The 25,069-nt window shown below is 71.0% G+C and carries 21 protein-coding genes and 1 other RNA gene; 1 reads left to right on the forward strand and 21 read right to left on the reverse strand.

Features of this window, described 5'->3' with window-relative positions:
* Positions 1-60 precede the first annotated feature (60 nt).
* The 18 genes from murB to GGR24_RS16045 form a co-directional block, all read right to left on the reverse strand.
* Positions 61-975 (reverse strand): UDP-N-acetylmuramate dehydrogenase, encoded by a 915-nt coding sequence (gene murB / locus GGR24_RS15960; RefSeq protein ID WP_183396371.1) that lies wholly within the window; start codon positions 973-975, stop codon positions 61-63.
* The gene (gene murC, locus GGR24_RS15965; RefSeq protein ID WP_183396372.1) at positions 972-2,390 is read right to left on the reverse strand and encodes a UDP-N-acetylmuramate--L-alanine ligase; all 1,419 of its coding nucleotides are present in this window, start codon (positions 2,388-2,390) and stop codon (positions 972-974) included. The genes murB and murC overlap by 4 nt, the downstream gene beginning before the upstream one ends.
* Positions 2,391-2,405: 15 nt before the next feature.
* A complete protein-coding gene (gene murG / locus GGR24_RS15970) occupies positions 2,406-3,539 on the reverse strand; it encodes an undecaprenyldiphospho-muramoylpentapeptide beta-N-acetylglucosaminyltransferase (RefSeq protein ID WP_183396373.1) in 1,134 nt (377 codons plus the stop codon).
* On the reverse strand, positions 3,536-4,711 hold the full coding sequence (ftsW, locus tag GGR24_RS15975; protein WP_183396374.1) for a putative lipid II flippase FtsW: 1,176 nt from the start codon (positions 4,709-4,711) through the stop codon (positions 3,536-3,538). The genes murG and ftsW overlap by 4 nt, the downstream gene beginning before the upstream one ends.
* A 92-nt stretch (positions 4,712-4,803) precedes the next feature.
* Complete coding sequence (gene murD, locus GGR24_RS15980; protein WP_183396375.1) at positions 4,804-6,114, reverse strand: UDP-N-acetylmuramoyl-L-alanine--D-glutamate ligase; 1,311 nt, start codon at positions 6,112-6,114, stop codon at positions 4,804-4,806.
* Positions 6,111-6,323, reverse strand: a complete 213-nt coding sequence (locus GGR24_RS15985; protein WP_183396376.1) for a hypothetical protein — start codon at positions 6,321-6,323, stop codon at positions 6,111-6,113. Before GGR24_RS15985 ends, murD begins: the two co-directional genes overlap by 4 nt.
* A gap of 4 nt (positions 6,324-6,327) precedes the next feature.
* Positions 6,328-7,449 (reverse strand): phospho-N-acetylmuramoyl-pentapeptide-transferase, encoded by a 1,122-nt coding sequence (gene mraY / locus GGR24_RS15990; RefSeq protein WP_183396377.1) that lies wholly within the window; start codon positions 7,447-7,449, stop codon positions 6,328-6,330.
* A 4-nt stretch (positions 7,450-7,453) separates the two neighbouring features.
* The gene (locus GGR24_RS15995; protein WP_183396378.1) at positions 7,454-8,908 is read right to left on the reverse strand and encodes a UDP-N-acetylmuramoylalanyl-D-glutamyl-2,6-diaminopimelate--D-alanyl-D-alanine ligase; all 1,455 of its coding nucleotides are present in this window, start codon (positions 8,906-8,908) and stop codon (positions 7,454-7,456) included.
* Positions 8,905-10,362 carry a UDP-N-acetylmuramoyl-L-alanyl-D-glutamate--2,6-diaminopimelate ligase gene (locus GGR24_RS16000; RefSeq protein ID WP_183396379.1) on the reverse strand — a complete coding sequence of 486 codons (1,458 nt, stop codon included), beginning with the start codon at positions 10,360-10,362 and terminating at the stop codon, positions 8,905-8,907. Before GGR24_RS16000 ends, GGR24_RS15995 begins: the two co-directional genes overlap by 4 nt.
* Entirely contained in the window at positions 10,359-12,188 is a 1,830-nt protein-coding gene (locus tag GGR24_RS16005) for a peptidoglycan D,D-transpeptidase FtsI family protein (RefSeq protein WP_183396380.1), read from the reverse strand. Before GGR24_RS16005 ends, GGR24_RS16000 begins: the two co-directional genes overlap by 4 nt.
* Complete coding sequence (gene ftsL / locus GGR24_RS16010) at positions 12,185-12,733, reverse strand: cell division protein FtsL (RefSeq protein ID WP_183396381.1); 549 nt, start codon at positions 12,731-12,733, stop codon at positions 12,185-12,187. The genes GGR24_RS16005 and ftsL overlap by 4 nt, the downstream gene beginning before the upstream one ends.
* Positions 12,730-13,770: a 16S rRNA (cytosine(1402)-N(4))-methyltransferase RsmH gene (gene rsmH / locus GGR24_RS16015; RefSeq protein ID WP_183396382.1), complete on the reverse strand. Its 1,041-nt coding sequence runs from the start codon at positions 13,768-13,770 to the stop codon at positions 12,730-12,732. The genes ftsL and rsmH overlap by 4 nt, the downstream gene beginning before the upstream one ends.
* A complete protein-coding gene (locus tag GGR24_RS16020; RefSeq protein ID WP_183396383.1) occupies positions 13,767-14,231 on the reverse strand; it encodes a division/cell wall cluster transcriptional repressor MraZ in 465 nt (154 codons plus the stop codon). The genes rsmH and GGR24_RS16020 overlap by 4 nt, the downstream gene beginning before the upstream one ends.
* 352 nt (positions 14,232-14,583) lie before the next feature.
* A complete protein-coding gene (locus GGR24_RS16025) occupies positions 14,584-15,564 on the reverse strand; it encodes an NAD-dependent epimerase/dehydratase family protein (protein WP_343066279.1) in 981 nt (326 codons plus the stop codon).
* Positions 15,565-15,613: 49 nt separating this feature from the next.
* Positions 15,614-16,018, reverse strand: an RNA gene (gene rnpB / locus GGR24_RS16030) — RNase P RNA component class A.
* Positions 16,019-16,085: 67 nt separating this feature from the next.
* Positions 16,086-16,790: a lytic transglycosylase domain-containing protein gene (locus tag GGR24_RS16035; protein WP_210286231.1), complete on the reverse strand. Its 705-nt coding sequence runs from the start codon at positions 16,788-16,790 to the stop codon at positions 16,086-16,088.
* 311 nt (positions 16,791-17,101) lie between these two features.
* On the reverse strand, positions 17,102-17,863 hold the full coding sequence (locus GGR24_RS16040) for a peptidoglycan recognition protein family protein (protein WP_183396385.1): 762 nt from the start codon (positions 17,861-17,863) through the stop codon (positions 17,102-17,104).
* The gene (locus GGR24_RS16045) at positions 17,860-18,600 is read right to left on the reverse strand and encodes a TerB family tellurite resistance protein (RefSeq protein ID WP_183396386.1); all 741 of its coding nucleotides are present in this window, start codon (positions 18,598-18,600) and stop codon (positions 17,860-17,862) included. Before GGR24_RS16045 ends, GGR24_RS16040 begins: the two co-directional genes overlap by 4 nt.
* A 157-nt stretch (positions 18,601-18,757) precedes the next feature.
* Between GGR24_RS16045 and GGR24_RS16050 the strand changes: the two genes are divergently transcribed.
* Positions 18,758-19,633: a DMT family transporter gene (locus tag GGR24_RS16050; RefSeq protein WP_183396387.1), complete on the forward strand. Its 876-nt coding sequence runs from the start codon at positions 18,758-18,760 to the stop codon at positions 19,631-19,633.
* Positions 19,634-19,637: 4 nt separating this feature from the next.
* On the opposite strand, the gene panB is transcribed toward GGR24_RS16050, so the two are convergent.
* The 3 genes from panB to GGR24_RS16065 all read right to left on the reverse strand — a co-directional run bounded on the left by panB (position 19,638) and on the right by GGR24_RS16065 (position 25,031).
* On the reverse strand, positions 19,638-20,498 hold the full coding sequence (gene panB, locus GGR24_RS16055) for a 3-methyl-2-oxobutanoate hydroxymethyltransferase (protein ID WP_183396388.1): 861 nt from the start codon (positions 20,496-20,498) through the stop codon (positions 19,638-19,640).
* A gap of 5 nt (positions 20,499-20,503) precedes the next feature.
* Positions 20,504-24,133: a hydantoinase B/oxoprolinase family protein gene (locus tag GGR24_RS16060; RefSeq protein WP_183396389.1), complete on the reverse strand. Its 3,630-nt coding sequence runs from the start codon at positions 24,131-24,133 to the stop codon at positions 20,504-20,506.
* A 67-nt stretch (positions 24,134-24,200) separates the two neighbouring features.
* Positions 24,201-25,031: an extensin-like domain-containing protein gene (locus tag GGR24_RS16065; RefSeq protein ID WP_183396390.1), complete on the reverse strand. Its 831-nt coding sequence runs from the start codon at positions 25,029-25,031 to the stop codon at positions 24,201-24,203.
* Positions 25,032-25,069 lie beyond the last annotated feature (38 nt).

The following is a 25,069-nucleotide window of genomic DNA, read 5'->3' on the forward strand; positions in this document are numbered from 1 at the left end:
GAGAGGTTTGCGCGCGCGGGCGGGATGACGCCCCGCTTCGCGCCCGCTTTACGGCCTACGTCAGGCCGCCACCCCTATCCGCTTGATTTCCCATTCAAGTTCGACGCCAGAGTGTTCCTTCACCCGGCGGCGCACCTCCTCGCCGAGCGACTCGATGTCGGCGCCCGTCGCGCCGCCGACATTGATGAGGAAGTTGCAGTGCATCTCGGAGACCTGCGCCCCGCCGACCCGAAAGCCGCGGCAGCCCGCGGCGTCGATCAGCTTCCAGGCGGAATGCCCCGGGGGATTCTTGAAGGTCGAGCCGCCGGTGCGGCTCTTGATCGGCTGCTTGGTCTCGCGGTGCTCGGCGACCGCGTCCATCTCGGCCCGGATCGCATCCTCCGTCTCCGGATAGCCCTGCAGGAGCGCCCCGGTGAAGATAACGTCCTGCGGCGCCTTCGAGCTCCGGTAGGCGTAGCCCATGTCCGCGTTCGAGAACGTGCGGCGCGCGCCCGAACGGTCGACGCCGTACACCTCGACGACGCGGTCGCTGGTCTCTGTCCCGTGGGCGCCGGCGTTCATCCTCAGCGCGCCGCCGATCGAACCCGGGATGCCGTGATAGAAGGCGAAGCCGCCGATGCCGGCCTCGAGCGCCGCGATCGCGACCCGCTTGTCGGCCGCGGCCGCGCCCACCCTGAGCCTTGCGTCGCCCTCGACCGCGATCCCCGCGAAGGTCTTGCCGAGCCGGATCACCACGCCCGGCATGCCGCCGTCGCGCACCAGCAGGTTCGAGCCGAGGCCGATCGGATAGATCGGGACGTCCTGCGGCGCGCGCTCAAGGAAGTAGCTCAGGTCGCCCTCGTCGCTCGGCGAGAACAGGACCTCCGCGGGTCCGCCCACGCGGAACCAGGCGATGTCGGCCAGCCTCTGGCCGGCGACCAGCCTGCCGCGCAGCTCCGGCGTCAGGGCGGCCAGCCTGTCGGCGAGCGCGCTCACGCCGCGACCTGAGGCCCGAGCGCCGCGAGCTCCTCCGGCAGCGCCGCCGCCCAGTTGGTGCTGGTTCCGGCGCCGAGCAGCACGACGTAGTCGCCGGGCCGGGCGACGCCGGCCACCACGCCTGCGAGCGCCTGCGGGCCCTCCAGCGGAACGACGTGGCGGTGCCCGCGGGCGCGCAGGCCGGCCACTAGGCTGTCCCTGTCGGCGCCGGGTATGGGCTGCTCGCCCGCTGCGTACACGTCAGCGACGATCACCGTGTCGGCGTCGTTGAAGCAGCTCGAGAAGCCGTCGAACAGCGCGTGCAGGCGGGAATAGCGGTGCGGCTGGACGACCGCGATCACACGCCCCTCCGTCGAGGCGCGGGCGGCCTTCAGCACGGCCCCGATCTCGACCGGATGATGCCCGTAATCATCGAAGATCGTGACGCCGTTCCACTCGCCGACGCGGGTGAAGCGGCGCTTGACCCCGCCGAACCTCGCGAGGCCCGCGCGGATCTGCTCGCCCGGGATGCCGAGTTCGTGCGCGACCGCGATCGCGGCCGTCGCGTTCAGCGCGTTGTGGTGACCCGCCATCGGCAGCTCCAGGCCGTCGAGCGAGACTTCGCCGCCCGTCTTGCGGTCGCGCACCACGACGCGGAACCGGCAGGTCCCGCCGCGCAGGTCGAGATCGAGCAGCCGCACGTCGGCCTGCGGGTTCTCGCCATAAGTCACGACCCGGCGGTCCTCGATCAGGCCGACCATGTCCTGCACCGTCGGGTGGTCCAGGCACATCACCGCGAAGCCGTAGAACGGCACGTTCTCCACGAAGGAGCGGAACGCCGCCTTGATGGCGTCGAACGTGCCGAAATGGTCGAGATGCTCGGGGTCGATGTTGGTGACGACGGCGACGTCGGTCGGCAGCTTCAGGAAGGTGCCGTCGCTCTCGTCCGCCTCGACCACCATCCAGTCGCCCTCGCCCATCCGGGCGTTGGTCCCGTAGGCGTTGATGATGCCGCCATTGATCACCGTCGGGTCGAGCCCGCCGGCGTCGAGCAGCGTGGCGACGAGCGAGGTGGTGGTGGTCTTGCCATGCGTGCCGGCGATCGCCACGCAGGTCTTGAGCCGCATCAGCTCCGCCAGCATCTCGGCGCGGCGCACCACCGGCAGCCGGTTCTCGCGCGCGGCCGCAAGCTCCGGATTGTCCCGCCTGATTGCGGAGGAGACGACGACGACCTCGGCCTCGCCGAGGTTCTCGGCGGCGTGGCCGATCGTGACCGGGATGCCGCGCTCGCGCAGGCGCTTCACGTTGGCGCCCTCCGCGGCGTCGGTGCCTTGCACCTTGTAGCCGTGGTTCGCCAGCACCTCGGCGATGCCGGACATGCCGATGCCGCCTATGCCGATGAAGTGGACGGGGCCGATGTCGCGGGGCAGTTTCATGAAGACACGGAAAGCCTAGAGCACGGGAGCCGCGGCCCCGGAATGGGGCGCGAGCCTGCGATTCGCCGCCGCCAATACCACATCGGCGAGGCGCGCGGCTGCGTCGGGGGCGCCGACGCTCTTCGCCGCCGCGGCGGCGGCCGCGAGACCTTCGGGGTCCACGAGGCGGACGCTGAGCTCGTCGGACAGCGACTGCGCCGTGAAGCGGTCCTGCGGCGTCACCACCGACCCGCCGGCGGACGCCAGCGCATTGGCGTTGGCGAGCTGGTCATTGTCGAGCGCATGCGGCAGCGGCACCAGAATGGACGGACGCCCGATCACCGCGAGCTCGGCGACCGTCGAGGCGCCCGCGCGCGCGATCACGAGATGGGCGAGCGCCATGCGGGCGGGCATGTCGTCGAAGAAGGAGGCGAGTTCGGCCGAGACGCCGGCCTCCGCGTAGGCCTTGCGGACGCCGTCAATGTCCTCCGGCCGCGCCTGCTGGGTCACGTGCAGCTGGCCGCGAAGGTCGGACGGCAGCAGCCTCACGGCCTCCGGCACGACCTCGGACATGATCCGCGCGCCCTGGCTGCCGCCGAACACGAGGAGACGGATCGGCTGGCCTTCCATCGCCGGCTGGTAGCTCACCTCGCGCGCCGCCAGCACCTGGGGACGCACGGGATTGCCGACATGGGTCGTCATGAGCCCCGCGGGAAGCTGCGCGACGCGCGGAAAGCCGGTGCCGATCGCGCTCGCGAGCCGCGCCAGCATCCGGTTGGCGCGTCCCATCACGGCGTTCTGCTCATGAAGGACGACCGGGATGCCGAGCAGGCGCGCCGCGACCAGCGGCGGGAAGGTCGGGTAGCCGCCGAAGCCGACCACGGCCGCGGGCCTCACGCGGCGCAGGATGCCGAGGCAGCGCAGCACGCCCCGTCCGATCGTCAGGCCGAGCTTCGCGTAAGCGCCCGCTCCGCGCCCCCTGATCGTGTCGGCGGGCGCCGCATGCACGGCGCGCGCGGGAAAATGGGCCGCATAGGCCAGCGCCCGCTCGTCGGTGATCAGATCGACCGCGGCGCCGCGGCGCTCGAGTTCGACGGCGAGCGCCTCGGCCGGAAACAAGTGGCCGCCCGTGCCCCCCGCGGAGAGCAGAATTGGCGCGCCGCCGCTCACGCCGGCGCCCCGGCCGCGGCGGTCTGCTGGCGGCGGGCGTGCCGCGCGATCTCGGCCGCGATGGTGTCGGCCCGCGGCCGCCGTCGCGTCAGTCCGAGAAGCATGCCCATGCCAAGAGCGAGCGCGAACATCGAGGAGCCGCCATAGGAGATGAAGGGCAGCGTCATGCCCTTGGCGGGCATCATGTGCAAGTTGACCGCCATGTTGATCGCCGACTGCAGCCCGAACAGCATCGAGAGGCCGGCGATGGCGAGCCGCACGAAGCCGTCCTGCTCGCGGCGGGCGTGCATCAGCCCGCGCATCACGATGAAGGCGTAGACCGCCACGATGGCGATGCAGAAGATCAGGCCGAACTCCTCCGCCGTCACGGCGAAGATGAAGTCGGTGTGGCCGTCCGGGATGATCCGCTTGACGGTGCCCTCGCCCGGCCCCTTGCCGAACCAGCCGGCCGAGGTGAAGGCCTCCGTGGCCTTCTGGATCTGGAAGTTGTCGCCGGTCTCGGGATCGAGGAAGCGGTCGATGCGGCGCGCCACGTGCGGCAGCAGTTCATAGGCCGCGCCCAGCCCGAGCGCGCCCGCGCCGCCGAGGCCGACGACCCAGATCCACGGCAGGCCGGCGAGGAAGAACAGCGCGCCCCACACCACGGTGGTGAGCACGGTCTGGCCGAGATCCGGCTGCAGCACGAGAAGGCTGAGCACGCAGCCGAGCAGCGCGGCGGACAGGAGATGGCCCGGAACGTCGCGGCGCTGCGAGCCCTCGGCGAACAGCCAGGCCGCCAGCACCATGAAGGCCGGCTTCACGAACTCCGACGGCTGCACCACGATCCCGGCGAAGCTGACCCACCGCCGGGCGCCCTTGATCTCGGTGCCGATGAACAGCGTGGCGGCGAGCAGGACGATTCCGCCCGCAAAGGTGATCCAGGCGAGCCTCCGGATCTGCCGCGGGCTCAGGAACGAGACGCCGACCATGACGACGATCGCGGGCGGCAGGAACAGCGCCTGGCGATTGACGAAATGGAACATGTCGACGCCGATCCGCTCGGCCACCGGCGGCGACGCCGCGAGCGACAGCACGACGCCGAGCACCATCAGCGCGCCCACTGCGAACAGCAGGCCGCGGTCGATCGTCCACCACCACTCGCCAAAGACCGTGCGTTCAGCGCGGGAGATCATCGGCCGTCACTCCGGGAGCATCGCCCGACCGCCGTCCAGGCGGCCGCTCCGCGAGCATGCATTCGTTAGCGTTAATGAAATCCGACCGGGGCTTAGCCGGCGAGCGCCTGCACGGCCCTGCGGAAGGCTTCGCCGCGCTCCTCGAAATTGCGGAACTGGTCGAACGACGCGCAGGCAGGGGAGAACAGCACGACCGGCTCGGCTTCGGCCGAGCGCTCCGCGTCGGCCGTCGCCTCGGCCACCGCGCGGTCGATCGTCTCCGAGATCACGTGCGGCACGTCATGCGCGCCGAGGGTGCGGCCGAACGCCTCCGCGGCCTCGCCGACCAGATAGGCGCGCTCGACCCTGGGGAAGAAGGAGACCAGCGCGTCGATGCCGCCCGTCTTGGGCTTGCCGCCGAGGATCCAGAACACGCGCGGGAACGAGGCCAGCGCCTTGGCGGCGCTGTCGGCGTTGGTGGCCTTGGAATCGTTGATGAACACCACCCGCCCCGGCCCGGGGATCTCCTCCATCCGGTGCGCGAGCCCGGGGAAGGTCAGCAGGCCGGCCCGGGCGGTCTCGTCCGGCATTCCGAGCGCGCGCACGGCGGCCAGCGCTGCGCTCGCGTTCTGGACGTTGTGCGCCCCACGAAGAGCGCGCGCGCCCGAGAGGTCCAGACGATCCTTTTCCGAGATCGGGACGACGTTTACGCCGTCGGCCTCAAGCAAGCTCGACATCGTCCGCGAGAATTCGTCGTCCTGGCCGATGACGGCCGTGCCGGCGCCGGCGACCAGCCGCTGCTTGATCGCGGCGTAGTTCTCCATCGTCCCGTGCCGCTCGAGGTGGTCCTCGGAGAGATTGAGCATCACGCCCACGGTCGGGTCGAGGCTCGGCGCGAGGTCGATCTGGTAGGACGAGCACTCGATGACATGCGTCCGCCCCGGCGCCGGCGGCTCGAGGTCGAGGATCGCGACGCCGATATTGCCGCCCATCTGGACGTCCCAGCCGGCGGCGCGCAGCAGATGGGCCGTGAGCGCCGTGGTGGTCGATTTACCGTTGGTGCCCGTGATGGCGACGAACGGCGCGCCTGGAGCGATCGCGCGGCGCTCGCGGCAGAAGATCTCGATGTCGCCGATGATCTCGACGCCCGCGGCGCGCGCGCGCTCCACGGTCCAGTGCGGCGTCGGATGGGTCAGCGGGACGCCGGGCGCCAGCACCAGCGAGTCGAACCCCGCGAAGTCCGCCTCGCGGAGATCGCCGGTCGGAAGACCCTCCGCCCTCGCCTTCTCCACGCTGGCGGCGGAATCGTCGAACGCCGTCACGTCGGCGCCGCCGGCGACCAGGCTGCGCACCGTCGCGAGGCCGGAGCCGCCGAGGCCGAAGACCGCGACGCGCTTCCCCTTGAACGCTGTCGCAGGCGTCACGAGGAGCGACGCCGTGCGCGATTGATCCAGAGGAACGGCGCGGAGGCGTCGAGCGCGAGGCGCGGATCGAGATGCGCCGCCTCACGCGGCGCGTCCGGCCGAGTGGCCCGGAAATCGATCAAGCCTAAACCCTTGTGTTGCGGCGCCATCCGCAAGACCGCGTCGCGCAGCGCGCGAAAACCCTGGCGCCGCCTGATCTGCACGCTCATCCCCTCACCTCAGCTTGAGCGTCGCGAGCCCGATCAGGGCGAGCACGACGGCGATGATCCAGAAACGCACGACCACTTGCGACTCGGACCAGCCGAGATGCTCGAAATGATGGTGGATGGGCGCCATGCGGAACACGCGGCGGCCGGTCAGCTTGAAGGACGCGACCTGGACGATCACCGAGATCGCCTCCAGCACGAACAGGCCGCCGATGATCGCGAGCACGATCTCATGCTTGGTCGCCACGGCGACCGCGCCAAGCATGCCGCCGAGCGCGAGCGAGCCGGTGTCGCCCATGAAGATCTGGGCCGGCGGAGCGTTGAACCAGAGGAAGCCGAGGCCCGCGCCGAGCACGGCGCCGCACAGCACCGCAAGTTCGCCGGTGCCTTGCGTGAAGTGGATCTGGAGGTAATCCGCGAACACCGCGTTGCCGGCCAGATAGGCGATGAAGCCGAAGCTCGCCGCCGCGATCATCACCGGCACGATGGCGAGCCCGTCGAGCCCGTCGGTCAGGTTCACGGCGTTGCCGGAGCCGACCACGACGAGCGCCCCGAACGCCAGGAACAGCCAGCCGAGATCGAGCAGGAAGTTCTTCAGGAAGGGGAACGCGAGCGAGGTCGAGAAGCCGAGGTCGAGGGCCGGCAGGTTCGGGGAATGGAACGAAGCCGGCTGACCCGCGACGGCGATCAGATAGACGGCGATCACCGCGATCGCGATCTCGAGCGCGAGCCGCATCTTGCCCGAATAACCGGCGTGGCTCTGCTTCGTGACCTTGAGGTAGTCGTCATAGAAGCCGATCGCGCCGAAGCCGATCGTCACGAACAGCACGATCCAGACATAGGGGTTGGTGAGATTGCCCCACAGCAGGGTCGTGACGATCAGGCTCGACAGGATCATCAGCCCGCCCATGGTGGGCGTGCCCCGCTTCAGCAGGTGCGACTGGGGGCCGTCGGCGCGGATCGGCTGGCCCTTGCCCTGCTTGAGGCGCAGCTGGTCGATGATCCAGGGACCGAACAGGAAGACGAACAGAGCCGCCGTCATCACCGCGCCGCCGGTGCGGAAGGTGATGTAACGGAAGATGTTGAACCCCGGAACGACGCCCGAGAGGTCGGCAAGAAAGGTCAGCATCGGTTCACTCGGCCGAGGTGGTTTCGTCGGCCGTCAGCGGCGCGAAGCGGGCGCAGAGCGAGGAGACCAGCGGGCCCATGCGGGAGCTGTTCGACCCCTTGATCATCACGGCGTCGCCGCCGCGCACGCTCTGCAGGAGGATGGGTTCGAGTTCGGCCGCCGTCGGCGCCCAGGCGCCCCGGCGCTGGGCGGGCAGCGCGTCGTGGAGCGCCCGCATCAGCGGACCGGCGGTGTAGACGAGATCGATCTTCGAGGCGGTGACCGCTTCGGCGACGGCTGCGTGCAGCTCCTGCTCCGAGGCGCCGAGTTCGAGCATGTCGCCGAGCGCCGCGATGCGACGCCCTGAAGCCCCGACGGGCGTGTGGCCCAGCAACGCGAGCGCCGCCCGCATCGAGGCGGGGTTGGCGTTGTAGCTCTCGTCGATGACGATCAGCGACCCGGTGGGCGTCTCGAGTTCGTGCCGGCGGCCACGCCCGGCGGGCGGCGCGAACCTGGCGAGCGCGAGCCCCGCGAGGGCGAGATCGGCGCCGAGCAGCTTCGCGGCCAGCAGCACGCCGAGCGCGTTCTGGACGAGATGCCGGCCGGGCGCCCCGACCTTGAAGGTGAGCGGCTCGCCGAGGATGGTGGCGGCCACGCAGGAGCTGGTGTCCTTGAGCGCCACGCGGTCGAGCCTCGCATCCGAGGTGACGTGCTCGCCGAAGCTCATCACCTCGGCGCCGCAGGCGCGCGCGGCGGCGCAAAGCCGCTCGAAATGCGGGCTGTCGCGGTTGATGACGGCGTGGCCGCCCGGGACGAGCCCCTCGAAGATCTCGGCCTTGGCGTCGGCTATGGCCTCGACGTTCGGGAAGGCGGCGAGATGCACGGGCTCGACGTTCATCACCATCGCGACGTGCGGGCGCACCATCCGGGTGAGCGGCCTGATCTCGTCCGGGTGGTTCATGCCGATCTCGAACACGCCGTAGGCGGCCGATTTCGGCAGGCGCGAGAGCGTGAGCGGCACGCCCCAGTGATTGTTGTGGGAGGCGGCGGAGGCGTGCGTCGGCCCGTCCTCGCCGAGCGCGACGCGCAGCGCCTCCTTGGTGCTGGTCTTGCCGACCGAGCCGGTCACGGCCACGATCCTCGCCTGCGACCGCGCGCGGGCCGCGGCGCCCGTCGCGACCAGGGCGGCGAGGACGTCGGGCGTCACGAGCAGCGGCCCCGCCGAAGCAAGCTCCGCCGCATGCGCCTCGTCCACCACCGCGAGCCCCGCTCCGCGCGCCAGCGCGTCGCGCACGAAGTCGTGGCCGTCCTGGCGATCGCCCTTGATGGCGAAGAACGCCTCGCCGCGCGCGACGCTGCGGCTGTCGATCGAGACGCCGACCAAGTCTTCGGCCGGCGCGCCTGCCAGCCGCCCATCTGTCGCGAGCGCGAGCTCGGAAGCCGACCAGAGCGGTTCGGCGAAACTGCTGGGCGCGCTCACGCGGCGTCCCCCCTGTTGGCGAGCGTCGCCCGCACGACCTCGTGATCCGAAAACGGGAGCGTCCGATCGCCCACGATCTGGCCCGTTTCGTGACCCTTGCCGGCGATCAGCACGACATCGCCCGCCCCGGCCTCGGAAATCGCGGTCTCGATCGCCAGCCGGCGATCGCCGATCTCCCGTGCCCCGGGGGCGGCCGCGAGAATCTGAGCCCGGATCCCGGCCGGGTCCTCGCTGCGCGGATTGTCGTCGGTGACGATCACGCTGTCGGCGCCGCGGGCGGCGATCTCGCCCATCAGCGGACGCTTGCCGGCGTCGCGGTCGCCGCCGGCGCCGAAGACGACGGTCAGCCGTCCGGACGCGAACGGACGCAACGCCGCAAGCGCGGAGGCGAGCGCGTCCGGCTTGTGAGCGTAATCGATGAAGATCGCCGCGCCGCGGGTCTCCCCCGCCAGTTCAAGGCGGCCAGGCACGCCCTGCAGCGCTTCGAGCGCGTCGAACGCGACCGCGGAAGCCACTCCGGTCGCGAGCGCGAGCCCCGCTGCGACCAGGGCGTTCTCGACCTGGAACGCGCCGGCGAGCGGCATCCGGATCTTTCGGGCCCCGCCCGAATGAGCGAGCGTCAGAACCTGCGCGAGGCCTTCGCGCGCGACGGCCTCGAGCCTGATCGCGTCGCCTTTCCGTCCCACGGTGAGCAGCCGCGCGCCGCGCGCGCCCGCCGCGTCGATGAAGGCCGCCGACGCTGCGGAATCGGCCCACACGACCGCCGTTCCGCCCTGCGGAAGCAGCTCCCGGAACAGCCGGAGCTTTGCCTCCCGGTAGTGCTCGACGGTCGGGTGGTAGTCCATGTGGTCGCGCGAGAGATTGGTGAAGCCGACCGCGTTAAGGTTAACGCCGTCCAGCCTTTTTTGGTCGAGCCCGTGAGACGAGGCCTCCATCGCGAGATGGCTCACGCCCTCCTCCGCCAGCGCGTCGAGCGTGCGGTGGAGCGACACCGGGTCGGGCGTCGTCAGCGAGCCGTAGCTCGCGCCCGACGGCCGGGTGACGCCAAGGGTGCCGAGGCTGGCGGCCTGCAGGCCGGCATGCGACCAGATCTGCCGCAGGAAGGTGACGGCCGAGCTCTTTCCGCTGGTGCCCGTGACGGCCGCGATCGTGGCCGGCTGGCGGGGAAACAGCCGCGCCGCCGCCTTCGCAAGCGCGAGCCTTGCGTCCGCGGCGAGCACCACCGGGACCTGCGCCTGAAGCGGCGCCTCGGACAGGATCGCCGCCGCCCCGGCCGCGACGGCGGCCTCGACGAAGCGCGCGCCGTCGGTCTTCGCGCCGGAAAGCGCGGCGAACACGTCGCCGGGCTTCACCGCCCGGCTGTCTGCGGTGAGCCCCGCGATCGGCCGGGCAGCCGAGACAGCGTCGAGCCCGGCTTCCGGAAACAGCTCGCCGAGCGTGCGCGCCGCCGTCACTCGCCGACCACCGCGCCGACCGGGATGTTCCCGAGCAGCTCGGTGGCGCTCGGCGCTTCGTAATCCGGCGTCACGCCGAGCAGCGGCGCGACCCGCTCCACCATGCGGCCGCCGATCGGGACCGCGTTCCAGCCGGAGGTCGAGAAGCCGTGGGTCTCCGGCAGCGACTTGGGCTCGTCCAGCACCACCAGCAGCATGTATTTGGGGTCGTCCATCGGGAACACGCCGGTGAAGGCGGTCAGGTTCTTCGTCTTGGAGTAGCGGCCGTTCACCACCTTCTCCGCGGTGCCGGTCTTGCCGCCGACGCGGTAGCCCGGGATGTCGGCCTTCTTGGCCGAGCCCTTCTCGGCGTTGAGCCTCATCAGGTAGCGCATCTCGACGCTGGTCTTGGGCTGGATGACCCGCGGCGCCTCCGCCATCGCCTCTTCGACGGTCCTGTGCAGGAAGGTCGGCTTCACCAGGTAGCCGCCATTGACCAGCGCGCTCACCGCCATGACGGACTGGATCGGCGCGATCGCGATGCCGTGGCCGAACGCGATGGTGATGGTGTTCAGCTCGCCCCATTTCGACGGGTAGATTGGCCGCGAACTTTCCGGCAGCTCCGTCTTCAGGCGGTCAAGCTGGCCCATCTTCTTCAGGAACGCCTTGTGGGCGTCGATGCCCAGCCCGAGCGCGATCCGCGCCGTGCCGATGTTGGAGGAGTGCACGAAAATCTCGGGCACGTTCAGGATGCGGCGGGTCGCGTGGAAATCGTGGATCAGGAAGCGGCCGTAGCGCAGCGGAGCCCGCGCGTCGAAGCGGCTCATCAGATTGACCTTGCCGCTGTCGAGGCCCATCGCGATCGTCAGCGCCTTGAAGGTCGAACCCATCTCGAACACGCCGACATTGACGCGGTTGATCGCCTCCGGCTTCAACGCGTTGGAAGGGGTGTTCGGGTCGTAGTCGGGGAGCGAGACCAGCGAGATGATCTCGCCTGTCCGCACGTCCGCGATGGCGGCGGAGGCGGCGATCGCCTTGAACTTCGTCATGCCGGCGACGAGTTCGTCGCGGATCGCGTGCTGCACCTTGAGATCGAGCGACAGCCGGACAGGCGGCAGCCGGCCGCCCTTGGAGGCGGCCGCGGCCGCTTCGGCCGTCTTTCCGCTGGTGTCGAGATACTTCTCGATCCCGGCGATGCCCTTGTTGTCCACGTCGGCGAAGCCGAGGATGTGCGAAACCGCCGTTCCGTTCGGATAGACGCGCTTGTTCTCGGTGACGAAGCCGACGCCCGGTATGCCGAGGCGGAAGATCGCCACCTGCTGGCGGGGCGAGATCTCGCGCTTGATCCAGACGAAGCCGCGCTTGGTGGAGAGCTTGGCCTGCAGCTCCTTCTCGTCGAGCTCGGGCAGCGCCTGCCGCAGCAGGTCCACGGCCTCGTCGACGTCGATGATGTTCTTGGGCTCGGCGTAGAGCGACGCGACCTTGACGTCGGTCGCCAGCACCATCCCGTTGCGGTCCACGATGTCGGGCCGCGAGATCGCCGCCACCGTCTCGGCGACTTCCGCGGCCGTCTCGGCGCCCGGCGCGACCGCATACTGCACGAGGCGGCCGACGATCGCGATATAGACGATGCCGAAGGCGATCGCGGCCATTCTCAGGCGGCCGGTGGTCAGGCCGAGACCCTCTCCGGATCCGACAAGGACGCGGATGACCCGGCGGACGAAGCGCACGCCGATCACCGACCAGATCCACAGCCGGCGCGCCGAGGCGACGGCGAAGCGGCCGAGCGCCGCGCCGATCAGCGCGCCGTTGCGGAACGTTCCGTCCAGAACCTCCTGCCCCGTCATTGCGCCAGTCCCATCTTCTTCAGGAAGTCCGTGAGGTTCATCGGCGCGGCCGTCTTGGGCGACGACGGCGGCTTGGCGGCCGGTCGCGTGGCCGGCGCCCTGAGTTCGGCGGCCGGCTTGACCGCGATGGTGGCCTTCTTCGCCGGCGGCTGAGGCTGCGGCTTGCGCGCGGTGGCGGCGGCCGGCGTGTCGACGGCGATGCTGGCGTCCTCGCCCATCAGGCCGAGCGCCTCCAGCTTTTTGCCGATCTCGTCCACCGGCGCCGGACGGTCGGGCAGCGCGGCGAGCTTCACGGTCTGTTCGCGGGCGAGCGGACCGAGTTCGAGATGCTCCTTGGCGAAGCCCTGGATCCGGTCCGGCCGCGCCAGATAGGCCCACTCGGCCCTGAGGGTCTGGATCGCGTCGCGCTCGGAGGCGATCTCCCGCCTGAGCTTCGCGGCGTGCTCGGCGTGCATCGTGGCGTCGTATTTGATGCGGTAGACGGTGACCGCCGCGCCCACCAGGGCGCCGAGCGCTATCACGTTGAGGACGCGCGCGATCTTCATGACGCGTCTCCCATCAGCCGCGCGATCGGCAGGCGCGGCACGCCATAAGCGAGAGCGTCGCCGCCGCGGGGCGGCGCGCTGGTGCGGACCGCCGACCGAAGCCGCGCCGAGCGGGCGCGCGGATTGCGGGCGGTCTCCTCGTCGGTCGGCTTCTCGGCCCCATGCGACAGCGCCTCGAACGTCGCCGGCGGCACCGGCGCCTCCGGAAGGTGGCGGGAGCCGCCCGACGCGGTGCGCGTCCGGTCGTTGAGGAACAGCTTGACGATGCGGTCTTCGAGCGAGTGGAACGAGACGACGACCAGACGGCCGCCGGGCCTGAGCCGGCGCTCCGCGGCGAACAGCGCGCCGACGAGCTGGCGCAGCTCGTCGTTCACGGCGATCCGCAGCGCCTGGAAGGTGCGCGTCGCGGGATGGATGCCGTCGCCGGCGCGGCCGACGACGCGCTCGACGATCCCGGCGAGCCGCAGCGTGTCGGTGATCGGCGCCTTCGCGCGCTCCGCGCAGATGGCGCGCGAGATCGCGCTCGCTCGGCGTTCTTCGCCGAGCGTCCTGATGAGCGCGGCGAGCTCCTTCTCCTCAAGGCTTTCGACGAGGTCCGCGGCGCTCGGCCCATCGCCGCCCATCCGCATGTCGAGCGGCCCTTCGAGCCGGAACGAGAAACCGCGCCGGGCTTCGTCGAGCTGCATGGAGGAGACGCCGACGTCGAGCACGACGCCGTCGAGCGCCGGGATTCCGAGATCGTCGATCGCGGTCGAGAGATTGGCGAACCGCTCCTCGACGACCGTCAGGCGTCCGCCGAACCGGGAGACCAGCTCGAACCCTCCGGCCACGGCGTTCGGGTCGCGGTCGAGCGCCACGACGCGGCAGTCCGCCGCTTCGAGGATGGCGCGCGAATAGCCGCCGGCCCCGAAGGTGCCGTCGAGGATGACCTCGCCGTCGCGCGGCGCGAGGGCGGCGAGCACTTCTGCGAGCATCACCGGCTCGTGCCGGGCGCTGGCGCCCTCGTCGGACGGCCGGGCGTCGCGCGGCGAGCTCATGTGCGCTCCAGCGAATGAGGCGCGAAAGCGCGCCGCCGGAGCTCCCGCAAGGTCTCGCGCGCGGTCGCCAGATGCGCCTGGAACCGCTCGGGCTCCCAGATCTGGAACTTGAAGCCCTGCCCCACGAAGGTCACCTGGTCCCGGATTCCCGCATAGGCCTTGGCGCTCTCGCTCAGAACGATGCGCCCCTCGCCGTCGATCTTGAGGACCTCGCTGACGCCCAGCAGAGCCGTCGAAAGGCTGTCCCGCTCGTCCGAATAGGGCGCGAGCGTCGCCAGCAGCTGGTCGATCTCCTGCAGGAGCGCGTTGCCGCCCCCGTCGATCGCCTGAAGCTCGAGCGAAGGATGGATGAAGAGACCCTCGAACCCGTCGCGGGCGAGCGTCGCGCGGTAAGGCGCAGGGATCGACACCCTCCCCTTGGCGTCGAGCCGGTTGGTGAAGTTGGACACGAACCGGTCCATAGCCCCCCACGCCCGTCGCGCGGGCGTCCGTCCAGCCGCCCCCCATGAACGGCTCCGCATCAAGACGGGCGTCGAGCTCCGGCTCTGCGACGGCCGGGGCCGCAGATGAAAAAGACCAGCATCCTGCTCGGGAGCCGTCGTTACGCCGTCTCGACGGGATGATTTGGGATAACATGGGCCCCTATGGGCGTCAACGAGACCAACAGGCGATCGCCGGCGCGACGCGGCCCAGGACGCGTGACCTGACAAGGGCCGCTTCGCGACCGTTGCGCGACCGGATCAGTAGAACTTCCTTAGGGTTAAGAAGGTGTTTCAATGACCCCCGGGGGCGGCCGTTCGCGCCCCCTTCCGGTCATTCGTCGCGCGCCGATCGCATTGCTTCCGGGGAGTTTCGAAGCCAGGCGACGAAGCGCTCCACGCCGCCGGCGACGTCCGGGGAGGTCGTGATCCCGTAATCCGCCCGGAGCCGCCCCGAATCACCCGCCGTGAACGGTGTGTCGCCGGGCGGCGACGGGCGCTCGCGGACGACGGCGCGGCGCCCGCAGGCGCGCTCGATCATCCCCAGCAGCTCCGCCACGGAGGTCGAGGCGCCGCCGCAGACATTGTAGATCCGGTGCGGGAACTCGTGATGGTCGAAGCCGGAGCGCTCCACCATGGCGATCACCGCGGCGACCACGTCGCTTATGTCGGTGAAATCGCGCCGCGCTGCGCCGCCATCGTAGAGCGTCACCTCCCGCCCGTTCAGAACGGCGTCCGCGAAGCTCCAGACGGCCATGTCCGGCCGCCCCCACTCGCCGTAGACCGTGAACAGCCGAAGGCCGATCTGGCGAAGGCCGAACAGCCGCGCATAGGCCGCAGACGCCAGCTCGTTCGCGCGCTTGGTCGCCGCGTAGAGCGAGGCCGGCTCGTCGGCCCTGTCCTCCTCCCGGAAGGGGCCGTCATGGCGCACGCCGTAGACCGCGCTCGACGACGCGTAGATCAGCCGGGCGCCCGGCGCGTGGCGGCGCATGGCCTCGAGCACGCAGAGGTGCCCGAACTCGTTCGCCTTCAGATAGGCGAACGGCGCCGACAGCGAATCCCTGACGCCTGCGCGAGCCGCGAGATGAACGACGATGGCGGGCGCGGCTTCACGGACGATCCCGGCGACGCGCTCCGGATCGGTGACGTCGCCCCGAGTGAAGCGGATCGACGAGCCCAGCGCGTCGAGGCGCGCCTGCTTGAGCCGCGGGTGCGGCTCCCCGAGATGGTCGATCCCGGTGACCTCATGGCCTCGCGCCGCGAGCCCGGCCGCCACGTGAAAGCCGATGAAGCCGGCGGCGCCGGTCAGGAGCACGCGCAATGGCCTGCCTCCCGCTCACAGCCGCCAGACGGTCGATACAGGAAACGCCAGCCGGCCTGTAAGCCGGGTTCTGTATGGCGCGCGGACGAGTTTCCCCGCAACGCGCGCGTGACGACCATTCCTCTCGGACGTCCGTCGCCGGACGCCTCTAGCGACCAACCCGGGCGACGGCCCGGAAGCAGGTTGCGGCCGCGCCGAAGCGCTGTCGCGTGTCGCCCCTATTCGGTCTTGCTCCCGGCGGGGTTTGCCATGCCGCTCCCGTTACCGGTCGCGCGGTGCGCTCTTACCGCACCCTTTCACCCTTGCCTGCGGCCGAGGCCGCCGGCGGTTTGCTTTCTGTGGCACTTTCCCTGGGGTCGCCCCCGCCGGACGTTATCCGGCGCCGTGCTTCCGTGGAGCCCGGACTTTCCTCCCCGGCGTGAACCGGAGCGGCCGTCCGGCCGGCTGGCCCGGGCGATGTGGGGGCAAGCGGGCCGGCAGGTCAAGCCCGCCGGCCGCTTCATGCCGTCGCCTGCTCAGTTCGAGGCGACGCGGCGGTTCGAGGAGCCGCTGCGCGCGGCCATGAAGCGCCTCACCTTGGCGCAGTAGACCGCGCCGGCGCGGGTCACGCCCTTGACGCCGTGGCCGCCCTGGTACTTCGACACGGCGCCGCAGGTGCTGCCGCCGGCCTTGCGAACGGCTTCGGCCAGATAGCGCATGCCGTAGGTCAGGTTGGTGGACGGCTCGTAAAGCGCCTGCCGGCTGCCGCGGAATCCCATGCCGCGAGCGGTCTGGTAGCTCAGCTGCATGAGGCCGATATAGCCGCCCCGCCCGGTGGCGCGGGCGTTGTACATCGACTCCACCTGAACGACCGCGTGGCCGAGCGAGGGGTCGACGCCGTGCCGCTCGGCGGCGGCGGTGACCATGTCGCGGATGCCGCCCTTGGGCAGCGTCGCCGTAGCCGTCGAGGGCTTGGCCGGGGAGAGGTCGACCTCCCGCTGAAGCGAGACCGTCTGGCTTTTCGCGGCGAGCCGGCGAGCGGCCGCGCGGCTCATCGCCACACGCTTCCGCTTGGACTGAACCTTCGCCGCCACGCGAGCCTTGCGCGGCGCGACCTTCTCGGCCGCAGCCGGCGCCTTGGCGGCAGCCGTGGCGGGCGCCTGGGCGGCGACCGGCGCCGCCGCAGGAGCGGCGTTGCGGGCCGAGGTGAAAGCCGCCGCCGCATTGCCGCGCGTCCTCAACGGAACCACTGGCGTACGAGCTGCGTTAATGGCGTGTTGAGAATTTCCCTTCTGGGCCGAAGTCGAAACTGACTGCTGCTTGATTTGCTGAGGAACGCCAGCGGCCCCGCCAAGTCGTTCCTTCACCGGCGTAGCTCCCGCCGAGGCGACGGTCGCCGCGAACATAGCGACGACGATCGTCGATCTACGCATATTTTAACTCCCGAATGCGTTACGCGCCGGGAGACCAGAGCCTTGCGAAAGTGACCTCGGATCGACCGCGATCTGGTCGCAACTTGACTGTCACGTGTCGATAATGCGGCAGGGGGGTATTATCGCGCCGGCAAAGCGCGCAGCAGGTTGCGCAGCGTGTCCGCCGTCGAGAAGTCCGCGACGCCGTCGACCCGGGCCGGCCGGAAATGCCGCTGGAACGCGCGCACGACCGCGGCCGTCGCGGCGTCATACACGCCGTCGATCTCGACCCCGTATCCGTAGAGCGACAAGAGGGTTTGCAGGTCCTCGACGGGCGCGCCCTCGTCCCCTTCCCTCAACGACTCGTCGCCGTCTCGGAGCGCCGTCGGCGCTGTCCAGTGACCCACCCCGGCGGCCGCCAGAATCGCCCACGGAAACTTCTCTCCCGGGTCCTGCTTGCGTCGCGGCGCGACGTCCGAATGAGCAAGCACGCGTTCCGGTTGCACACCCCATCGCGCGCAAATGTCGCGGCAGAGTTCCGTGACCGCGACGACCTGGGCTGTGGGAAAGTCGGGATAGCCGAAATCATGGCCCGGATTGGCGATCTCGACGCCGATCGAGCGCGAGTTGACGTCCGTCTCGCCCTCCCATGAGGACACGCCGGCGTGCCAGGCGCGCCGTTCCTCGGGCACGAGCTGCAGCACCCGGCCGTCCTCCAGCACCACATAATGGCAAGAAACGCCGCTCTCCGGGTCGCACAGCCGGCGGCAGGCCTCGTCGGTCGAGGCCATCCCCGTGTAGTGCAACAGCAGGATGTCCGGGGTCCGGCCGTCGCGTCGTTCGTCGTGGCTGGCCGCGGCGCGCACCTCCGCAACGAGCCGGCTGTCCGGGGAGAAGCTCATGCGAGGCCGCGCTCGGCCCGGATGGCGTCCCAGGCGGCGTTGATCGCCGCAAGCTTCGAGCTCGCGATCCTGACCGCCTCGGCCGGGAGCCCGCGAGCCAGCGCGCGGTCCGGATGGTTCTCGGACACGAGCTCCCGGTGGCGCCGCTTGAGCTCCGTGTCGGAAGCGTCCGCCGGAGCGCCCAGCACCTCGTAAGGGTCGCTGTCGGGGAAGCGCACATAGGCGCCGAGCGCGCGCCGCAGGCGCGACCGCTCCAGGCCGAAGATGGTCGCGACCTCGGTGAGATAGGCCATCTCGCCCTCGTGGATCGCGCCGTCGGCCGCCGCGATGTGGGCGAGCCCGTGAAGCACGTCCTCAAGCGTCGCCGGCTCGTCGCGGAACAGGTCCGCAAGCTGCGTCGCATAGCTGTCGAAGCCCGCCAGGTCACGGCTCGCGACGTCGAACGCGTGCGACACCTCAGCCAGATCCTCGGGCTCGATGTGAAAGATCTTGCGGAAGGCCTCGACCTCGACGGGCGCCACGACGCCGTCGGCCTTCGCCATCTTCGCCGACAGCGCGATGACCCCGATCGTGAAGGCCAGGCTGCGCTGATCCTGTTCGGGCGAGGCCGGCGGCTTGTGATGGCCCTCCTCGCGGTCGAGCAGGTAATGGCCGGCGAAGGCGCCCACGATCGCGCCGAGCGGCCCGCCGAGCGCGTAGCCGCCAGCGGCTCCGCCGAGTTTTCCCCAGAACGACATGACGACTCCCTGTTCGGCGGGATTCTAGCGGTCGGCTCGGCGGTGCGGGAGGCCACGACGCATCAAAGAGCGAGATGGCGTCCATCGCCAAACGTCGTTTGCCGCGCTTCGAACGCGGAACTACTCCGGCCCCTGCAGATAGAGCAGGACGCGCGCGATGGATCGGACGAAGCTGGGACTGCTGCTCGGCCTCGTCGGCGTCGTGATCTTCGGCGGCACCCTGCCGGCGACGCGGCTCGCCACGCCTGAACTCGGCTTCGGCTTCCTCGCGGCCGGGCGCGCGGCGGGGGCGGGCCTGATGGCGCTCGCCGCGCTGACCGCGCTGCGCCGCCCCGTGCCCGACGGACGCACGCTCGGCGTCCTCGCGCTGATCGCGATCTGTCTCGTTTGGGGCTTTCCGCTGTTCAGCGGCTTCGCCATGACGCGCGCCTCGTCGTCCCATGGCGGCGTCGTGCTGGCCGTGCTGCCGCTCGCGACCGCGCTCGCCGGCGCATGGCTCGGCGGCGAGCGGCCGTCCCGCCGGTTCTGGACCTTCGCGGCGCTCGGCGCGGCGCTGGTGCTGGGCTTCGCGCTCTGGCGCGGCGACGGCGGAACCGCAGGGGTCGGCCTCGGCGACCTGTCGCTGCTGGCGTCCGTCGCGTCGGCCTCGATCGGCTACGCGCTCTCGGCCCGGCTGGCGCGGACCATGCCGGGCTGGGAGGTGATCTCCTGGGCCGTCGTGCTGTCCCTGCCCCTCTCACTGCCGGTCGCGGTGCGGCTCGCCCCGCTCGACCCCGCCGCCGTCTCGGCGGCGTCCTGGACGGCCTTCGCCTATGTCACGGCGATGAGCCAGTATGTCGGCTTCTTCGCCTGGAACGCGGGGCTCGCGCTCGGCGGCGTGGCGCGCGTCAGCCAGGTTCAGCTGCTGCAGAGCTTCGTCACGCTCGCGATCGCCGCGCTGCTGCTGGCCGAGCCGATCGACGCGCCGACGATCGCCTGCGCGGCCGCCGTGGTGGCCGTGGTGGCGCTCGGCCGGCGGGAGCGCGCCCGCTGAAGCCTCAACCGGCCGCCACCTTCGGCTTCGGCGCGCCGTAGAGGTGCTCCTCGCCGGGGAAGCGGCGGGCCCGCACGTCGGCCGCATAAGCCTCCGCGGCGGCCTTCATGGAGCCGCCCACATCCGCGTAGCGGCGGACGAATTTCGGCACATGGCCGAAGGTCACGCCCATCATGTCGTCGGTCACGAGGATCTGGCCGTCGCACTCCGCCGAGGCCCCGATGCCGATCGTCGGCACCCGGATCGTCGAGGTGATGCGGGCGGCGAGCGGCGCGACCACGCCTTCGATCACCACCGCGAAGGCGCCGGCGTCCGTCACCGCGCGCGCGTCCGCGACGATCGCCTCGGCCTCCGCGGCCTGCTTGCCGCGGGCCGCATAACCGCCGAGCGCGTTGACCGACTGGGGCTGCAGCCCGACATGGGCCAGCACCGGGACGCCGCGCTGCGTGAGGAAGTTGATGGTCTCGGCCATCACGGCCCCGCCCTCGAGCTTGACCGCGCCGCAGCCGGTCTCGGCCAGGATGCGGGCCGCGTTGCGGAACGCCTGGGCGGGACTTTCCTGATAGGCGCCGAACGGCAGGTCCACGACGACCAGCGCGTGCTTGGCGCCGCGCACGACGGCGGCCCCATGGGCGATCATCATGTCGAGCGTGACCGGGATCGTGCTGTCGAGCCCGTAGACCACCATGCCGAGCGAGTCCCCCACCAGGAGAAGGTCGCAGGACGCGTCGAGCGCCTGCGCGACGGGCGTCGTGTAGGCGGTCAGGCAGACGAGCGGCTCGCCGCCCTTGGCGTTGCGGATCGCCGAGACCGTCACCGGCTTCGACCGTTCGCCCTCACCGGGGATGGGTCGGCGTGCGCTCATGAGGCTCAGGACTCCTCGCTGCGGCCCCAGCCGCCGCCCGTCGGCGTTTCTATGACGATCGCGTCGCCAGGGTCGACGCTGATTTGGTCGCATCCGGCGAGTTGTTCCAGTGCTCCCCCTGCCCGGCGGACGAAATTCCCCCCCGGCTGGCCATCCCGCCCTCCCGCGACGCCGAAGGCCCGGGTGATCCGTCGGCCCGAGAGGATCGCGCAGTCCATCGGCTCCAGGAAGCGGATCACGCGGCGGACGCCGTCGCCTGCGGACCATTTTCCGCGCCCGCCAGACCCGCGGCGGATCGAGAACTCCTCGAGCACGACCGGATAGCGCTGCTCCAGGATCTCCGGATCGGTCAGCCGCGAATTGGTCATGTGGGTGTGGACCGCGTCCGCTCCGTCGAAACCGGGCCCCGCCGGCGCCCCGGAGCAGATCGTCTCATAGTATTGCCGCCGCGCGTCTCCGAAGGTCAGGTTGTTCATGGTGCCCTGCGCCGCCGCCATGACCTTCATGGCGCCGAACAGACAGTCCACCACCATCTGGCTGGTCTCGACATTGCCGGCGACCACCGCCGCGGGCGGCTTCGGGCTCAGCATCGAGCCTTCCGGGACAATGATCCGGACGGGCCTGAGGCAGCCGGCGTTCATCGGGATGTCGTCGTCGACCATCACGCGGAAGGCGTAGAGCACGGCCGCGCGGGTGACGGGCTCCGGGGCGTTGAAATTGTCCGGCTGCTGCGGGCTGGTGCCGGTGAAGTCGACGGTGGCGGTGCGGGCCTCGCGATCGACCGAGATCCTGACCCGGATGGTCGCCCCCTGGTCCGTCTCGCAGGCGAACTCGGCGTCCTCCAGCCGCTCGATCACGCGCGCGACGCTCTCGGCGGCGTTGTCCTGCACGTGGCCCATATAGGCGCCGACCACGTCGAGCCCGAAGGTGGCGATCATCCTGTTGAGCTCGGCGACCCCCTTGGCGTTGGCGGCGATCTGCGCCTTGAGGTCGGCGACGTTCTGGTCGGGATTGCGCGCCGGATAACGCGCGCCGGCCAGGATGCTCCGGATACGCTCCTCCTGGAAGCGGCCGTCCTCGACCAGCGCGACGACGTCGATCGTCACTCCTTCCTGGTCGATCGTGGTGGCGCGCGGCGACATCGAGCCGGGCGCCACGCCGCCGATGTCGGCGTGGTGGCCGCGGCTCGCGACCAGGAACAGCAGGCGCTCGCCCGCCTCGCCGAACACCGGGGTCACCACCGTGACGTCCGGCAGATGGGTGCCGCCGTCGTACGGCGCGTTGAGCGCGAAGGTGACGCCAGGCTTCAGCCGATCGCCCGCCCTGCGCAGCACCGCCTCGACCGAGCGGTCCATCGAGCCGAGATGCACCGGCATGTGCGGCGCGTTGGCGACCAGCGCGCCGTCGGGTGCGAACACCGCGCAGGAGAAGTCGAGCCGCTCCTTGATGTTCACCGAGCTCGCCGTGTTCTGCAGCACGAGCCCCATCTGCTCGGCGATCGACATGAAGAGGTTATTGAAGATCTCGAGCATGACGGGGTCGGCCGACGTGCCGACCGCCCGTGTCGCCGCGCGGGGCCGCGCGCGGGTGAGGACCAGATGGTCGCGCGCGGTGAGCTCGGCGCGCCAGCCGTCCTCGACCACCACCGTCTGGTTCGGCTCCACCACCAGCGCGGGGCCCTCCACGGCCTGGCCGACCCGCAACGCCTCGCGGCGGAAGATTCCGGCCTGCCGGCTCGCGCCGCCGGTGAAGATGGCGGCCCGCCGCTCGGGCGCCGGGGCCGCGTCGCCCTGCGCGGCGCGCTCCGGCTCGTCCAGCGCCGACGCGCCGCCGGCGGCGCCCACCTCGACGGCTTCCGCCACAAGCGCGCGGGCCTCGTCCACGAAGCCGAAGCGGGCCCGGTGGAGCGCGTCGAAGTCGGCCGCGACCCGCCGGAGGTCGAGCGCGCCCGCCTCGGCGGCGGCGGCGTCCAGCGGCACCTCGATCGTCGAATCCGTGCCATGGTAGCGGACGTGGAGCCGCACCTCGATCCCGGGATCCTCGACCGACTGCCGGCGCAGCTCCTCCCGCGCCTGCGCGGTCAGCGTCGCCACGGCCTCGGCGATCTTCTCTCCGGCCTCCGACAGCGGCGTCCCCAACGTCGCCGTGCGGCTGGCGCGGATGTCAGCGAGCCCCATGCCGTATGCCGAGAGCAGGCCGGACAGCGGGTGGATCAGCACCGTGTCGATGCCGAGCGCGTCCGCCACCAGAGCCGCGTGCTGGCCCCCTGCCCCGCCGAAACAGTTCAGGGCGTATTTGGTGACGTCATAGCCGCGCGCGACGGAGATCGTCTTGATCGCCTCCGCCATGTTGGAGACCGCGACCGCGATGAAGCCGTCGGCGACCTCCTCCGGGCTGCGGCCGTCGCCGATCTCCTCAGCCAGCGCCGCGAACTTCTCCCGCACGATCGCCGCGTCGAGCGGCTCGTCACGGCCGGGGCCAAAAATCCTCGGGAACAGGTCCGGCTGCAGCTTGCCGACCATGACGTTGGCGTCCGTCACGGTGAGCGGCCCGCCATTGCGGTAGCAGGCGGGACCCGGCGAGGCGCCCGCGGAGTCCGGGCCGACCCGGAAGCGCCCCGAATCGTAATGCAGGACCGAGCCGCCGCCGGCCGCCACCGTGTGGATCCGCATCATCGGCGCGCGCATCCGCACGCCCGCGACCTCGGTCTCGAAGGAGCGTTCGAAGGCGCCGTCGTAATGCGCGACGTCGGTCGAGGTGCCTCCCATGTCGAAGCCGATCACCCTGCCGAAGCCCGCGGCTCCGCCGGTCGCCGCCATGGCGACCACGCCGCCGGCGGGCCCGGAGAGGATCGCGTCCTTGCCCTGGAACAGGCTGGCGGAGGTGAGCCCGCCGGCGGACGTCATGAACATCAGCCGGCCCGCGTCGGCCTCCGTCAGGTTCAGCTCGTCGCGCACCTGCGCAACGTAGCGGGCGAGCACGGGCGTCAGATAGGCGTCGACCACCGTGGTGTCGCCGCGTCCGACGATCTTGGGCAGCGGCGACACCTCGTGGCTGACCGAAACCTGCGCGAAGCCGGCCTCGCGGGCGAGCGCGGCCACGGCCTGCTCATGAGCCGGATAGGCGAAGCCGTGCATGAACACGATGGCGAGCGCGCGATAGCCTGCGGCCCGCAGCTCCCCCAGGACACGGCAGACCTCGGCCGGATCGAGCTCCCGCTCGACCGTCCCGTCCGCCCGAACCCGCTCGTCGATCTCGACCACGCGGTCGTAGAGCGCCTCGGGCTTCTCGATCTTCCTGGCGAACAGCTTCGGGCGCGCCTGGTAGCCGATGCGCAGCTGGTCCCCGAGCCCGCGGGTGATCAGCAACGCCGTCCGCTCGCCCTTGCGCTCCAGCAGCGCGTTGGTGGCCACCGTAGTGCCCATCTTGACCGCGCCGATCCGGTCCGACGGGACGGGCTCGTCCGGCCGCAAGCCCAGCAATTCGCGGATGCCGGCGACCGCCGCGTCCCGATAGGCGCGCGGGTTCTCCGACAGCAGCTTGCGGACGTGCAGCGCGCCGTCAGGCGCGCGGCCGATCACGTCCGTGAACGTGCCGCCGCGGTCGATCCAGAATTGCCAGCGTTTGGAAGTCATCAGCCTGCCTGCGCGGACCCGCCGGCGTCGGCATAGCGCGTGAGGCCCCGCGCGCGAAGCGCCGGTTTTAGGGCGTCGGCTCCGCGGCGACGGGGCGCGCCAGGGTGACGGAGCCGGTCGCGACCTCCGTGTCGGCCGCCGGCCGTAGGGCGCCGCCGTCGAGGCGAGGCGCGGAGCTCACCTCGGGAGCGCGGTCGTCCGCGGGCGGCGCGAGCCCCGGCCCCGCAGGTTCCGCCGTCCGCGGACCGCATCGCGTGACGCGGCCGTCCGCGTCGTAGCGCGCGAGGTCGAGATGGAGATGTCCGTCGCCGGATCCGTCGGCGCCGGGCCCCGAGACCGTCCTGAACGTCCCGCAGGCGCCGGACCGGACGTCGTCGAGGAAGGCGGCGGCGGCGGGATCTCCGACGGCCGCAACCCGGATCTCCCGGCCGTCGGCGAGGATGAAGGCCGCCACGTCGATTCCATTGCCGAACGCGTGTTCCGAAAGCCCCGGCTCGCCCGCCTCCCTGGCCTTGCGGCAGGCGTAGGAGCCCGCATTGCGGATCTCCGCGACCTCAACGCCGAAGCGCTCCCGCGCAGCGGGCTGCACGCTGTCACGAACCCAGAGGTCGAGCGCGGCCGTCATGGCGCAGCCCAGGCGCGCGCTCGGCTGGACGCCGACGGCGCCGTCGGCCAGCGCCAGCACCCGGAAGGCGTGATCGACTCCGCAGATGTCCTGGCCCGCAATCTCGCCGAGCGGCCGCACGAAGGAGGTCGGCTTCACCTGGTCGGCGGCGACGCACGCCTCCTCGGCCTCGCCGCGCCAGGCCGCGCGCTCCTGCTTTCCGAACGCGCCGACGCCAGCGAGCGCCACGGCCGAGCTGAAGAAGCCGACAAAGATCGCGATGCGGATGATCATGGTCTTTAAAATGCGAAGTTCTGGGTTAACGGCCGATC

Source organism: Hansschlegelia beijingensis (genome assembly GCF_014196425.1).
Taxonomy (GTDB): Bacteria; Pseudomonadota; Alphaproteobacteria; order Rhizobiales; family Methylopilaceae; genus Methylopila; species Methylopila beijingensis.